The following is a 14109-nucleotide window of genomic DNA, read 5'->3' as shown; positions in this document are numbered from 1 at the left end:
TATTGATGTCTAGCCTAAAGTAGCCAGTAACTGTCACTTATTGATTAACCAAAGTAGTTCAATTGGCTCGTCACTATTCTGTCCTGCTCATCGCCTGTAACTCGAAAGGGGCATAAACGTGCCAGGAGAAAAACTGACACGAACCTGTCGGATAGGCGGCACTTGTTGCCAAGTGCCGCCCTCCTAAGAACCCAGCGTGCAACTTTCACTGCACTGGGCTCAAGCCTCCACTAAGGCGTGTTACGTTACCCAGCTACCTACATTACATTGCAGCTAGAGCAGGTTCGAACCAAGAATTACGACTTTGCTTTTTCGGTTTCCTCTTTACCAAATAGGCTAGATATTGAGGATCGAATGGCGTAGCAGCACTCCTGATTTTCACATGTCTCTTTATCGGCGTTTGAGCGATCTGAACCAGATTAAAATGGCAGTCCATGTTGGCGATTTCCTGCCAGCCGTGGAATTGCCACCCACCTATGCGATTCATGTAGTATTTTCGACGTACCCAGTCTTTGCTTTTCGTTAGGTGACGCCTTACCGCCCATCGCCATAACAACCAGAAAAGTTGATGGCCTACATAATCGAAAGTTCGCTTTGCCACACAATGACGATAATAATTCGCCCATCCTCTCAGCTTCGGATTCAAAATCTTAATGAGATCGTTTACTGGAATAGTTGCGTGCTTTTTGACGAGTTCGCGTAAGTTACTCAAAAATGATAATACATTGCTCTTACTTGGTTTAATAAGCAGTTTGCCTTTGTACTTCCTAAGATTGAATCCCAGAAAGTCAAAACCATCATCAATATGAGTGACATGCGTTTTCTCTTCAGAAAGTGTTAAGCCTCTTTCTTGTAGAAAACCAATTAGCTGCGGTTTGATTTCGTTAAGTAGGAACTGCTGTGAAGTCCCCGTTATTACAAAATCATCTGCGTATCCGATGAAGTTGACCCTATCACCTGTTTTACGAGCAATAGACTTAACCAATTGTTCTAACCCAGCAAGCGTGAGCAGCATCAGAGTAGGAGATATTATCCCACCTTGTGGTGTCCCTTCTGCTGTTTTATAGAACAATCCTTTGTCAACAAAACCACACCCAAGCCATTGTTTCAGCATTCGTTTATCTAATTGAATGTTATCGATAAGCCATTGATGACCAATCTTATCGAAACAGGCTTTGATGTCTCCCTCAAGAACCCATTGGCTAGAGTTTTTCTGACACAAGCATTTGAAGCATTGCGCGATGGCATCGGCAGTACTTCGGTTAGGTCGAAAACCATAACTGTTTGGGTCGACAATGGTCTCAGAGATAGGCTCTAATGCAAGAAGGTGGAGGGCTTGTTGCGCCCTGTCTATCATGCAAGGAATGCCTAGGGGTCTGAGTTTGCCGTTTTTCTTGGGGATATAGATACGCCTGAGCGGTTTAGCTTGGTAGCCTTTTCTGCTCAGTTGATTGACCGCCGCCATACAACGGACATCGGTATTCCAGATGATGCCGTCTATTCCTGGCGTTTTACTGCCTTTGTTTTGAGATACTCGTTTAACAGCAAGAAGCTTTGCTGCTTTTGAGTGAGTTAGTATCCACTGCAAGGCTTTCGCTCTGCCGCGTTTACCTTCTCGGGTTGCTTTTGCAATGCGCATTTGAAGCTTTAATACGTGCTGCCCAATCGCCGCCCAGTTAATGGCTTGCCATTGAGCCTCGTCAGGAGAGGCACTAACTTCTGTTGAAGCTACCATTTGCGTTTCTCCTTGAATAAAGTTCCTCAAATCATCTTGCAACGGGAGACCAGCTAGAAGTATTCTGGTCAAGCACAACTGGACACCTGACTTTGTAACTTTTCATAGTTGCTCGGTGTTAAATCACCTAGCGTAGTATGTAACCGCTCATGGTTGTAATACCTAATATATTCCTCAACATCTTGCTTCATTGACTCTCGTGTTAAATGAACTACATTCAACAGCCATTCGTGCTTTAAACTACCAAAAAATCGTTCAACGACAGCATTATCTAGGCAAGCGCCAACACTGCTCATAGAAGGTGTCATTCCGCTCTTTGTTAGCAAGCTTTGGAATTGCTTACTCGTATACTGCGAGCCTCTGTCACTGTGAAATAAAACACCGCAGCCTGGTTGACGAAGTGTTATAGCCACCTGTAATGCACGTTCAACCAAGCTGACGGTCATTCGTTTCGAGATACTCCAGCCAATGATTCGTCTAGAGTGTAAATCCATAACAATAGCTAAATACATCCAGCCTTCGTTAGTTCTCAGATAGGTGACATCACCTGCCCAAGCTTGGTTAGGTTCAGCAGGGTTAAAGTTCTGGCTCAGCACGTTATCTGCAACACTATCACTGTGTTTTCGCTTAGTCGTTACTGTATAGGCTTGGCGCTGAGTCACCACTAAGCCAAGCTTTCGCATGATAGAGCGAGTGCGATAACGGCCGATGATATAGCCTTCTTCACATAGTTTTTTGGATAACTGACGTGAGCCTAAGCTGTTACGACTGCGCTTGAAAAGGCGCTTTGCCGTACGATACAGTTTTAGCTCATTTTCGCTAATAATCTTAGCGGGCCTAGATAGCCAATCATAGAAGGCACTACGGCTAACGTTCAGCACCTTACAAACTGTTTTTATTTCGAATTGAGAGCGGTTGTCTCGAATATACCGAAACTTTACTTCATTTCTTTCGCGAAGAAGGCACTGGCCTTTTTTAATATTTCTTTCTCTACGCGAAGCTGCTTAACCTCTTTTCTTAGGGCTAAAAGCTCGGCTCTCTCATCTGAAGTTACGTTAGAACTCTCTAGCTCTTCAGCCTTCTGTTTCCAGGTATAGAGCAGGTTGGATGAGACACCAAGCGCGTCTGCGGCTTGTGGAACGCTATAGCCTTGTTCGGTTATTAAGCATAAAGCTTCTTCTTTAAACTCTTTGGTATAAGTTCGGTACTGTCTTTTCGTATTCATGCTCACCTCGATTGATAGTTCTATTATCCACAATCATGGTGTCCAGATCGATTAGACCAGAATAGGGATTCCAATGTCAGAGCAACGATTAATGCAAGCACTATTCAACCAGCAACGGATACAAATAATGAGTCTTGGGGTGCATCACGGTGAGGCCCCTCCGCCACATGAAGCGCAACACTTTATACCCTACGCCGCATTCAAATGCTGCATAAATATGTCGTAAGGTGAATAATATCCGAGGGAAGCCCTCCCTCTCGTATTCAATATATGCTCTATTTTCGCTATTTCTTCTTCTGTTACCAAATTAAAATCCGTTCCTTTAGGTAAAAATCGCCTAATTAACCCATTGGTATGCTCGTTTAGCCCTCGCTCGCAGGAGCTATATGGCTTAGCGAAGTAAAAGTCTGCATCCATCATCTCGGCTATGGTTTCATGTCCTGCAAACTCGGTCCCGTTATCTGCTGTGATGGTTTTAAAATCATAAAATGTTGAGCCGTAAACGTCTTCAAAGCCTTTGATAACGGCATCTGCACTCTTATTCTTTATCTTTCTTATAGTCACTACTTTTGAGGATTTATCGACTATAGTCAGTAAGTTAGACTTATGGTCTTTACCTACCACCGTGTCTATCTCTACGTGACCTATTTCTGTCTTTTCATCAGCAATCTTAGGCCTTTCGCTGATATCTACGCGATTTTTAATCGTTAAGCGAACCGTTCCTGAACGTTTATAAGCCTTACCTCGATGTGGAAGTTGCGCTCTAAGCGGCTCTCCGTTGACCTCTAGGTGGCTTATGTAGCGATAGATTGTATTCTCACTGATAAACCTCTGATGCTTCACCCGTAACTCTCCACTTATGACATCAGGAGAGGTATGTGTGCTTAAGCGTTCTCGGATATATGAATCTATAAACGCATCAACACCTTTGAAAGCTTTGCCTTTACTGGCTTTAGTACGCCGAGCCTTTGATAAGTTAGTCGCTGCACGATGTGAATATAAGCCCTGAAAGTCACTTGGAGTGTTACGTCTAACCTCTCTTGAGATGGTGCTAGGGCTGCGAGCCAGTTCTTTAGCTATGCAACGTATCGATGTATTGTCAGTCCGCCGCTTTTCGATATAAAAGCGATCTTCAGTCGTTAAATGTTTTGCGCCCATAACCCCATCTTATTATGTGAAATGCATGAATAAATATGCTCTAGTGATTATAAATCAAAGAGTTCCATGAGTGTTGCATTTCATGTGGAGGACGGGGCGGGGAAATTTAAGCTGGCTGTCTACTTGGACAGTTTTACTTGACCATTACACACGTTAAGTTTGTTGCGCCTTTGTTGTTTGCGCGGTGCTTTATCGCGCTTAATTGTATCCATTACTGTACCCCCTTATGTTAAGGGTGAAGGTAAGGCCATGTGATTTTGTGTGGTTTTACATGAGTGGATAATATGTGAATTTAACTTGATGAGATGATTCAATCACATTAAATTTTAATCTAACTATCTATCTAACTAACTAATAAGTGGAATTTTCATGTTAAAAATAAAATTAACTAGTATCGCGTTAGGTCTATCCCTTGTAGTTTCTTGCTCTGCTTTTGCTGGAAACGATGTACAAGATTTTGCTGGAAACGATGTACAAGATTTTGCTGGAATTCATCCGGATCTTGATAAACTCGAAGAAATTAGAGTTCCGTCGTACGAAAGAAATCAGAATAATTACCCTGTTACACTTATAAACAATACATCGGACTATGTGCAACTGGTGTCGCAGTTCTATAACGAATACGGCGATCTTATTAGTGGTCCTCAGATAATTGCTTCGGCTAATTCGTCTAAATATATCTACCTTCATCAATTCGGAACTTTAAAGGGTGTTACAGTTTTAGGTAACTTTGGCGCGTCGACGTGTCCAGAGATGTCTATCTCATCAGGACATACTTACATAACGTACACTGTTAAAGAGAACGGATCTTGCCACCCCTAACGTAAGCGGGTGATTATCTACACCTAACCTTTGTGTCATAACAAAAGCATATTCTTGATAAGCTGATAGCGCTTAATCGTGGTGAACAGCTGCGTTAATGCCCAGCCAAGCAGGAGCAATGTGCATGTCATTTGATACGTGAAATGCACTGGTTCAAGATTTCATAGATGGCATAGTTTTCAACTAGCCTATCTGCGGAACATCCTCCCGTTATTCAATAACGGGAGGATGTTCATTCTGCTCTAGGCCTTCGGTTCCGGAGATTGCGCTCTGACGCAAAAATTCTAAACATCACACAGGAAAGTCATCCATCACCTCATCATATTTGTCTTGAGCATCGGCTAAACTCAGTTTTGAGGGTTCTCTGACTAAAAGAACGGTTTGTCACCACGCTCCTCTGTAACCCATAGTATCAAGGTCTACAGGCTAACTATGGACTTTTCGATGAAATGGCGCAAAACCCTTCTTACCAAACCAATAGAATGGTATAACCATTCTATTGGTTTGGTAAGATTATGGATAAAGAATGGAGGTTAGTTTTTCCTTTGGCCACATATTAAATGAATCTGAGCGAGAACCGAACATGAAAATCCCTTTTTTAAGTAATTGTTGAAAGCCACTGAAGTTTACAGAAATTAGTGATTCCACGCAAAGACGCGTAGAGCCTATATTTTCCTTAATTGGTTACAAATTGTATCAATTGTTAAATATAACTTTATATTATGATGTTGAAGTGAGACTATTTTTATAGTGTATTCCATGCGATCCACTTTTATTAAAAGGTGTTTAATAGTAGGTGTTAAATTCGAACATGATTATACACCTACTGTATACTTACTATTTCAAGTAATATTAACCTGTGCAGAAGACCTGTTATATCTGAATATAAGTAGTAGATATTAATAGAATGGGTAATTAATTACTCATTCGGTGTCGCGTATTAGTTTCAGATATAGGAACTCGCTATGGTATGTATAATCAAATTTATAAACGAGATTAGTTAAAATATAGTACTGTTGGATAAATCTACGTTAATAGGCTTATTTTAGTAAAATGAAATTTCTTACCATGCTCCTCTGTACGAGAGCGTAACTTTTAGTTAACATAAAATGGATGTCTATATGAAAAAAATTATTATGCCTGTTGTCTTGTTATGTATATCGAGTAATGCTTGGTCTTATTCTTTCACTGAAGATTGTGCTAAATTTGGTGGTACACTTATATCAGATACAAGAATTTCAAGTGTTTATGCTCATGTTGATCACCGATTTCCAGACAGTACCGTTAGGGAACGCGGCATTGTTGCAATAATAAATCAGTCAGAACCTAGTGGATATAGAGTTAATGAAATACATAAAGATCTAACGAAAACGGTTCAGAGTGCTTTTCTTCTTAACCAAAAAGTAAATGCTTGTGTAACTGAGAGTAACCATACACTTTTAGCCCTTCAATTAATCAGGGATTAATTATGGTGATGGGGCTAAGTTAATTACTAGATCCTTAATGTGATGTGTTTCTATAGTGCTTCTCGAGGTTTGTAAAATACCTTGCCTGAACACCACACATCTAAGTAAGGTGATAAAAATGTAGAAACAACATAGACCTCATCTCCATTTTGTGATGCCACTTAATTTGTTGTAGCATTTCCTTTCTTCTAACTGTAGGTAGATAATCATTAACGAAATCAGTTTCAATGCTTAATAGTTCTTCTCTTTGCAAGTCAAGGTTATAGCCTAGTTCGTAGGCACATCCGCAGCATCTATGCCTGCCAGCACCACCTTGGTCGAGAGGAAGTGCTTCAATAGCCTTGATAAACCCGAGGTGACTATATATGGTCATTTGACAGCAATTGCTATTGGATTTAGTAAAAAAATTATTCATATAGAGGTAAGTTGACATGCGTTCTAAAATAAATATATGCAGTGTAATACTGCTATCTTTTTATTCTGGTTATGGATTTACTGCGCCATCTGATGATTTACCTTTTGGTCAGTATGAGCTTTCTATGGGTGCTAGACCATCAGCACCATATGAAAATTTGATAAATTATAATTCAGATTTAACCACACAGGGGCGTGGTCCCACTTATACTGTGGACGTTTCACGGCATCATATTATTCCTTATAATCGGTTGAGAGGATTTTACAATAGAGTTGCTGAAATGAATAGGTTGCGGAACCTAAAGGGTTTTTTTAACTCATATGCAAATAACTTACACTTTTTTGCCGGGAATGGTGGAGTAGATTGCGAATCTTTAGGCAATGATTTAGTGGAGGCTGGAAATTTGGCTATGTCTCAGGGGTATGGTACGGCAACCCCAGGAGGGGAAACATATGCATTAGGCTTTGATACTTTCAATCAGTTCTATGCCTGGCTTCCTGGAAACCTTTTTATTGGTCCTAATAATCGGGAAGATGATCCAAATAATGCTTTTGAAAGCAATGTAGGGGTAGTTGTTGGCACAACAAATTTTCAAATTCTATCGAGACTCAATAGAAATATGGGGCTCTTTATAGATAATAATGATGATTCTTTATTACCTTCAATTTCTGCTGATTTAAGTAGAATAGCAAGGCGTAGAACTGTTTATCAGCTAAACCCTAGTGATTGGGAGCGAGGGAACGGTAGTTCATACCGCCTCCGAACTACTCAAGAGCGTAGAAGTGTTGACTCATCATTATTAATAAAATCGATACCTTCAGAAATTATCACTCTTTATTCAGATACATGTGATTCATATACTCCTACATTTAGTCATATACTGGACTCTGTCCTGATGATTATTAACGAAGATTGATTCTTATATCAGTTCTATTTCTGCTTCACTTTATTATGCCCACCAAAAAACCAATAGTTACAATATAAATATTGGTTTTACTTTCGCTAACAAAAATAAAGTGGGCGTGAATTTTCTTGTTGTACTAGACGCTGACTCTTCTACACAAATCCGAATGAGATTGAACTTTTGGCATGGTTCAAATTCACTGAACACATTCAGGCTAATTAGGACAGATTCTTACTTCTGGTTTACTATGCTCACATCGGCATGGTTCAAAAAAGGCACATTTTACTGAACACTAGGCAAACGGAAATCTACCCAACAATCGGGCATAATCTGGCTTGGTAACAGCTGGTTTTTAAGCGGCTTGGGCTCTTCTGCGTTTCTTGTTGGTTAAAATGCGAACATTCTATACCCCTGCAAATCCAACACTAACCTCTGGAATAATGATGGCTCTAAGTACAAAAGCGGTAAAAAACGACAATTCAGGCTATATAGAGCATTGATAAATAACAATTTATTTGTCACGTTTTGTCGTTCAAAAACGATCTTCCATAATTTGTATGTTATCCCCTTTGAAGATCTATTAATTGAGCAATTATCGTGGATCAATAAAGAATACTGGTGAGCTATAGGTTTAAAAAAACGGTCGTTTTTATGAACTCTTGTATTCCTAGAACTTTTAGCCTAAATCCCTCATTAATTGGGTCTATAAAACACGTTTAAGTAAACATAGTTCAGTTTATTAATTTTTAATGCGTTTATTAGACTCTGCTTCCGATCGAAATTACGGTACATTCGACGAAACGAACTATTGAATAAATATTTTAAAAACCTCAACAACTAACTTATGTTTATCATATAGTTAAGTTGTGTGAGTTGACGTTTTATACCGCTTTTGTACTTAGACCCTTTAGAGCAGACTACCGAAAATCAACGAATTGAAATTCAAGCGGCTGGATTCAGTATTGAGAACCATCGTATTCTTGAAGAAAGTATCAGCGGCTCAGTCGCGGCAAGCGAACGCCCTGAATTTATCAGGCTTCAAGATCGGATGGAGGTTGGGGACGTCCTGGTCGTGACTAAACTTGATCGACTTGGACGTAATGCGATGGATATCCGTAAAACGGTTGAGCAATTAGAAGCCGTTGGGATCCGCGTACATTGTCTGGCGTTAGGTGGTGTAGATCTCACTAGTCCAGCTGGAAAAATGACTATGCAGGTGATCTCTGCAGTTGCGGAATTTGAGAAGGACTTATTAGTAGAAAGGACTCATGCGGGGATAGCGAGAGCAAAAGCACAAGGGAAGCGGTTTGGCAGGCCTCCTTCATTGAATGAAGAGCAACAAATGGAAGTACGACAAAGCTTGGAGAATGGTGAAAATGTTAGTGCTGTAGCTCGCCAGCATAGCACTACGAGGCAAACCATTATGAGAATAAGAGCTGCAAGTTCGAAGTCATGAGTAGTGCATCTTATGTGGAAAATTAGCATAGACACAAACTGACTATGGATTCACACAAAACCCATTTAAACGTAGAAGAACAGCTGAGACTAAATTTACAGGCTGTTCAGTTTGTTAGACTTTATCGTTTCCTACATGGTCTGATTCGGTTCTTTCCAATCCATTATAATTTCTAATGCTAATAAATGGTTAGTGATATTCATCGAGGAAAGTTAGTTCTTTCCTTGGTTGATTTTTGGGCTATGTGCCCCCATTACTCTATTAGGCAACAATGTGTAGAAATTAGGGGATAAAATGGCAACGAATCACACTATTTTTATAAGTCACTCATGGGATCATACCGACGACTTAGATAACCTTAGAAGACTCTTAAATGATAGAGGTTATTTTAATGTAGAGTTTAAGGAAGTTTCAAGGTATGAGCCTATAAACTCCGATAATGCAGCCTATATCAAAACAAAACTTAGGGAAAAAATACAAAGTTCAGGAATCGTCATTGGCTTAGCAGGCATTTACGCTAGCCACAGCCCTTGGATGGAATGGGAGCTTGATTATGCTCTATCAATAAACGTACCTGTTATTGGTGTAATTCCATGGGGGAGAACTCGTAGTTCTAATACAGTCACAGATCGGTCTATCGAAGATGTTAATTGGAACACAGAAAGCATTGTTGGGGCTATTCGCAGAAATAGCCTTTAATACAGTTAAGGCCATTAAGTGATGATTCTTAATGGCCTCATTCTTTATGTGTGTTGTCTTGCTGCCCACTGAGTATGCTCTCTTGAAAAAGCTAATTCAGCATTATTAGTATATTCAGATAGGGCTGATTCGGTTTCGATATCTTCTGATTGATTGCGGATAATGCCTATTTCTTGAGCCGTTAAAGAGTAAGCAGAAGCTAATTCACTGAATTTTTTAATCTGCATCCAACCTATTGCAAAGGAAGCTATCACTACAAAGACATCTGTAGGCCAAAGTTCCCATTCAGGGAAGGCTATTCTGAGTAGAACGCTTGTTAAGGCTAAAAATTGTGCAGCAATCAACGCTATAAACCACCTTTTGTGCATTCGTTTATTATAAGCTGCTTTTTTTGTGTACCAAAGGCGTTGATCATCTACTCGATGTTCCACATAAAAATCTAACCTTTCTTTAGTGCTAAGCATTCGTATTCTATTCATTTCTGATGTTATTTGATCACCAGTATCCTCATGCTCACCAATTGATTCTCCTAGTTCCCTATTATTTTTGAGTATGTTGGACAGCATAGATCTAAATTCAGATTTGGGGATTTGAATCCTACTAGCGTCCTCAAACGGTGTAGCTCTCATCGAATATCTCCAAGTTGAAGTTTTGATTGATTCTGCGACTGCTCTTCCGTTGTACCAGGTTTTCTCGTATTTTTTCACACCAAGAAAAATTGAAATACTTAAAGCGCCAATTTAGAACAATGCCATGATGGTGCTGTAGATCCCATTCGGTATAACAAATATTGCTAGTACTGTTCCAGCAATGAGCATAAATGCATGGATCTTGGAAAGATTGAGAAAGCTTTTCTGAGCAGTATTAGATGCTGAGTCCGCAACTATATATAAAGAGGGGAAACTAATATCGAGGTTATTCATAGCATGAAGTAGGCAGTTGTTGGATGGCGATTTTACTTTATATGATGTAACTTAGTTAAACAAATTTTCATTAGACTATTGATAAATAAAACTAATGCTTCGTTTCCTATCACCTCACACCAAGGCCGCTAATAATGTGGCCTTGGTGCTTTATCACTTGCCATTTTGAAAAATAACACCCAGTATAAACGCAAATTGATAACTATATCTGCGTTTATGAATGGTAGACCACTGGTTAATGGTGAACTGTATGAGCCACTGATTAGCCGAAACTTTGGCCGAACAACAGAACTAAAACACCGAAATAAATTACTCTTGCTAATGGCTGGCGTTCTCGGCTTGAGAGAGCTTGAACTAACTCTGGTAACTGTGAGTGTCTTTATTGCTCCTGACGGCACGTTTAACGAGTTTGCGGTATTACCTGATACGATCACCCGTGATGGTGCAGAGCGTCCTATTGTACTGGCTAACGATGAACTAAAAAGGGCATTCGAAAAGTATATTAAATGGCTGATTGAGTTTGGGATCAATACTATGCCTAACAAGCACTATTTGAGTCTAAACCCAAACGCTCCCTTATTTGTCGATGACAATTTAAAGCCGTTCACTGTGCAAAATCGAGGGGAAAGCATTAGCCCGCACGCAATGAACAAGCTGTTAGACCAATTAATTAAAAATGCTGGGCTTTGGGATGCAGGAGTTCGACGGCTTTCACTGGTCAGAACGTGCGTGATTGAGTCATACCGATCTGGCATGAGTACCAATGACATTATGATTACCACGGGGTTTAGTGATGATTCTATCAGTAAGATCCTAGCTATGGATTACACAGCTTATAGCCCTATTGCAGAATGGTTTATTAAGCGCAAGGCGACTAAGCAGAAACGCCTTGAGAGCTTTAAAATAAGAAGAAAGTGGATGATATAAACGAAAAAACCCACAACAAAAGTCGTGGGTTTAATCTTGATCTTATATCTTTGGTGGGCTGCCGAAGCAGGAATATCCAAAGCTTACAAGCAAATAATAGAACAAAAATGACGGCTTCGTCAATATATATATCGACATAAGGACAGTTAATGCCATATCAAGCTATAGAGCAAACGTTATCTATCAGTCGCTTTGCGACCTATCGAAATGCCGTTGTAAACCACACTGGAAACGATTGTGTTCGTACAGCACTAAGTCTATATGAATGGAATGCAAAATTAGCCGCTGGTTTCTTTGTTCCTTTGCACATTTATGAGGTGACATTACGGAACGCTATAAGCGATGCGATTAGCCAAAGGTACGGGGCTGACTGGCCGACAAATGATTTCTTTCTCAATAGCTTAACAGACAAGAACAAACGAGCTATTACCTCATTGTATAGAGAGCATGGATATCAAGGTGTAGGGAAGCTCCTACCTGAAGTTAAGCTTTTTTTCTGGGAGGAAATGTTTACACGAAGGCACGATGGTCGTATCTGGAAGCCATATATTAATAATATCTTCCCTAATGCTGCTCACTTGACTGTTCAACAAATCAGAATGCAGTTAAAAGATGCTTGTTTCATAATTCGTAAACTGCGGAATCGAATAGCGCACCATGAGCCGATATTTAATCAAACTAGTCTTACTGATGTTTACCCTTTGATATCTACCACAGTTGCCATGCGTTGCAATGAAACGCATAAATGGTTAAACCAACTAGAAACCGTGAACGAACTATTTGCGAATAGGGTGATATGACTTATAACAAATCGAAGCTCGCATTTAATAGAAAGCTACTGATTGCTACCTTGATAGATTCGAACATTGGTAGCGTTCCAATGCTGGTTGATGCAACAGGAATGAACCGTAGAACGGTACAAGAGGTTATAAATTCTCTTTCTGATGTTGATATTACCTGTCTAAGAGCTGGCTCAACAAAATCAGGATATTACTACATATCTGACTGGGGGCTGCTAGATAAAAATAAAGTCAGGAATAAGTTGCGGCACACTAATGATGTGTTAGAGTTTGTTTTAAATGAACAGATAATTTTGAATTTGATTAAGGGGTATTCTGGTCAAGCACAACTGGACACCTGACTTTGTAACTTTTCATAGTTGCTCGGTGTTAAATCACCTAGCGTAGTATGTAACCGCTCATGGTTGTAATACCTAATATATTCCTCAACATCTTGCTTCATTGACTCTCGTGTTAAATGAACTACATTCAACAGCCATTCGTGCTTTAAACTACCAAAAAATCGTTCAACGACAGCATTATCTAGGCAAGCGCCAACACTGCTCATAGAAGGTGTCATTCCGCTCTTTGTTAGCAAGCTTTGGAATTGCTTACTCGTATACTGCGAGCCTCTGTCACTGTGAAATAAAACACCGCAGCCTGGTTGACGAAGTGTTATAGCCACCTGTAATGCACGTTCAACCAAGCTGACGGTCATTCGTTTCGAGATACTCCAGCCAATGATTCGTCTAGAGTGTAAATCCATAACAATAGCTAAATACATCCAGCCTTCGTTAGTTCTCAGATAGGTGACATCACCTGCCCAAGCTTGGTTAGGTTCAGCAGGGTTAAAGTTCTGGCTCAGCACGTTATCTGCAACACTATCACTGTGTTTTCGCTTAGTCGTTACTGTATAGGCTTGGCGCTGAGTCACCACTAAGCCAAGCTTTCGCATGATAGAGCGAGTGCGATAACGGCCGATGATATAGCCTTCTTCACATAGTTTTTTGGATAACTGACGTGAGCCTAAGCTGTTACGACTGCGCTTGAAAAGGCGCTTTGCCGTACGATACAGTTTTAGCTCATTTTCGCTAATAATCTTAGCGGGCCTAGATAGCCAATCATAGAAGGCACTACGGCTAACGTTCAGCACCTTACAAACTGTTTTTATTTCGAATTGAGAGCGGTTGTCTCGAATATACCGAAACTTTACTTCATTTCTTTCGCGAAGAAGGCACTGGCCTTTTTTAATATTTCTTTCTCTACGCGAAGCTGCTTAACCTCTTTTCTTAGGGCTAAAAGCTCGGCTCTCTCATCTGAAGTTACGTTAGAACTCTCTAGCTCTTCAGCCTTCTGTTTCCAGGTATAGAGCAGGTTGGATGAGACACCAAGCGCGTCTGCGGCTTGTGGAACGCTATAGCCTTGTTCGGTTATTAAGCATAAAGCTTCTTCTTTAAACTCTTTGGTATAAGTTCGGTACTGTCTTTTCGTATTCATGCTCACCTCGATTGATAGTTCTATTATCCACAATCATGGTGTCCAGATCGATTAGACCAGAATAAGAATCGCTTTCAGCCTCTGTGGAGCATAACTTTAAAAA

At 40.2% G+C, this 14109-nt stretch carries 13 protein-coding genes; 8 read left to right on the top strand and 5 right to left on the bottom strand.

Annotated features, from left to right (window positions below; genetic code table 11):
- Positions 1–262: 262 nt before the first annotated feature.
- The 3 genes from ltrA to sps_RS24025 all read right to left on the bottom strand — a co-directional run bounded on the left by ltrA (position 263) and on the right by sps_RS24025 (position 4118).
- Complete coding sequence (gene ltrA, locus sps_RS24035) at positions 263–1735, bottom strand: group II intron reverse transcriptase/maturase (RefSeq protein ID WP_077754823.1); 1473 nt, start codon at positions 1733–1735, stop codon at positions 263–265.
- A gap of 68 nt (positions 1736–1803) precedes the next feature.
- Positions 1804–2960, bottom strand: a protein-coding gene (locus tag sps_RS24030; protein ID WP_149027232.1) for an IS3 family transposase whose coding sequence is annotated in 2 segments (ribosomal slippage) — positions 1804–2714 and positions 2714–2960 — 1158 coding nt in all. Because the reading frame shifts where the segments join, the coding sequence is not laid out codon by codon here.
- A 189-nt stretch (positions 2961–3149) separates the two neighbouring features.
- Positions 3150–4118 (bottom strand): IS30 family transposase, encoded by a 969-nt coding sequence (locus sps_RS24025; RefSeq protein ID WP_077754822.1) that lies wholly within the window; start codon positions 4116–4118, stop codon positions 3150–3152.
- A 369-nt stretch (positions 4119–4487) separates the two neighbouring features.
- Between sps_RS24025 and sps_RS24020 the strand changes: the two genes are divergently transcribed.
- The 5 genes from sps_RS24020 to sps_RS23995 all read left to right on the top strand — a co-directional run bounded on the left by sps_RS24020 (position 4488) and on the right by sps_RS23995 (position 9880).
- The gene (locus sps_RS24020; protein ID WP_077754821.1) at positions 4488–4940 is read left to right on the top strand and encodes a hypothetical protein; all 453 of its coding nucleotides are present in this window, start codon (positions 4488–4490) and stop codon (positions 4938–4940) included.
- Between the two features lie 1121 nt (positions 4941–6061).
- Complete coding sequence (locus tag sps_RS24015) at positions 6062–6406, top strand: hypothetical protein (RefSeq protein WP_077754820.1); 345 nt, start codon at positions 6062–6064, stop codon at positions 6404–6406.
- Positions 6407–6837: 431 nt separating this feature from the next.
- Complete coding sequence (locus sps_RS24005) at positions 6838–7737, top strand: hypothetical protein (protein WP_077754819.1); 900 nt, start codon at positions 6838–6840, stop codon at positions 7735–7737.
- 880 nt (positions 7738–8617) lie between these two features.
- Complete coding sequence (locus tag sps_RS24000; protein WP_237157934.1) at positions 8618–9181, top strand: recombinase family protein; 564 nt, start codon at positions 8618–8620, stop codon at positions 9179–9181.
- Between the two features lie 294 nt (positions 9182–9475).
- Positions 9476–9880, top strand: a complete 405-nt coding sequence (locus tag sps_RS23995; RefSeq protein WP_077754817.1) for a TIR domain-containing protein — start codon at positions 9476–9478, stop codon at positions 9878–9880.
- 44 nt (positions 9881–9924) lie between these two features.
- Here the strand turns inward: sps_RS23995 and sps_RS23990 are convergent, their stop codons facing one another.
- Positions 9925–10605, bottom strand: a complete 681-nt coding sequence (locus sps_RS23990) for a DUF4231 domain-containing protein (RefSeq protein ID WP_257788651.1) — start codon at positions 10603–10605, stop codon at positions 9925–9927.
- A 414-nt stretch (positions 10606–11019) separates the two neighbouring features.
- Here sps_RS23990 and sps_RS23985 point away from each other — a divergent pair, with 414 nt between their 5' ends.
- From sps_RS23985 to sps_RS23975, 3 genes are all read left to right on the top strand, one after another.
- Entirely contained in the window at positions 11020–11730 is a 711-nt protein-coding gene (locus sps_RS23985; protein ID WP_077754815.1) for a site-specific integrase, read from the top strand.
- Between the two features lie 149 nt (positions 11731–11879).
- Complete coding sequence (locus sps_RS23980; RefSeq protein WP_077754814.1) at positions 11880–12530, top strand: Abi family protein; 651 nt, start codon at positions 11880–11882, stop codon at positions 12528–12530.
- On the top strand, positions 12527–12871 hold the full coding sequence (locus sps_RS23975) for a helix-turn-helix domain-containing protein (RefSeq protein ID WP_077754813.1): 345 nt from the start codon (positions 12527–12529) through the stop codon (positions 12869–12871). Before sps_RS23980 ends, sps_RS23975 begins: the two co-directional genes overlap by 4 nt.
- On the opposite strand, the gene sps_RS23970 is transcribed toward sps_RS23975, so the two are convergent.
- A protein-coding gene (locus sps_RS23970) for an IS3 family transposase (protein WP_149027232.1) occupies positions 12850–14006 on the bottom strand; the annotation gives its coding sequence in 2 pieces (ribosomal slippage) (positions 12850–13760 and positions 13760–14006; 1158 coding nt in all). The genes sps_RS23975 and sps_RS23970 overlap by 22 nt on opposite strands.
- Positions 14007–14109 lie beyond the last annotated feature (103 nt).

It is taken from the genome of Shewanella psychrophila (assembly GCF_002005305.1).
GTDB lineage: Bacteria > Pseudomonadota > Gammaproteobacteria > Enterobacterales > Shewanellaceae > Shewanella > Shewanella psychrophila.
The sequence above is the reverse complement of the archived record's forward strand: the minus strand, read 5'-3'. Positions and strand labels throughout refer to the sequence as shown.

What these genes read in the sequence shown, in the direction of transcription:
- sps_RS23985 (WP_077754815.1), top strand. Translation starts at nt 11,020, where the DNA reads ATGAATGGTAGACCACTGGTTAATGGTGAACTGTATGAGCCACTGATT.
- sps_RS24020 (WP_077754821.1), top strand. Translation starts at nt 4,488, where the DNA reads ATGTTAAAAATAAAATTAACTAGTATCGCGTTAGGTCTATCCCTTGTA.
- sps_RS23975 (WP_077754813.1), top strand. Translation starts at nt 12,527, where the DNA reads ATGACTTATAACAAATCGAAGCTCGCATTTAATAGAAAGCTACTGATT.
- sps_RS23980 (WP_077754814.1), top strand. Translation starts at nt 11,880, where the DNA reads ATGCCATATCAAGCTATAGAGCAAACGTTATCTATCAGTCGCTTTGCG.
- sps_RS24005 (WP_077754819.1), top strand. Translation starts at nt 6,838, where the DNA reads ATGCGTTCTAAAATAAATATATGCAGTGTAATACTGCTATCTTTTTAT.
- sps_RS24015 (WP_077754820.1), top strand. Translation starts at nt 6,062, where the DNA reads ATGAAAAAAATTATTATGCCTGTTGTCTTGTTATGTATATCGAGTAAT.
- sps_RS23995 (WP_077754817.1), top strand. Translation starts at nt 9,476, where the DNA reads ATGGCAACGAATCACACTATTTTTATAAGTCACTCATGGGATCATACC.
- sps_RS24025 (WP_077754822.1), bottom strand. Translation starts at nt 4,118, where the DNA reads ATGGGCGCAAAACATTTAACGACTGAAGATCGCTTTTATATCGAAAAG.
- ltrA (WP_077754823.1), bottom strand. Translation starts at nt 1,735, where the DNA reads ATGGTAGCTTCAACAGAAGTTAGTGCCTCTCCTGACGAGGCTCAATGG.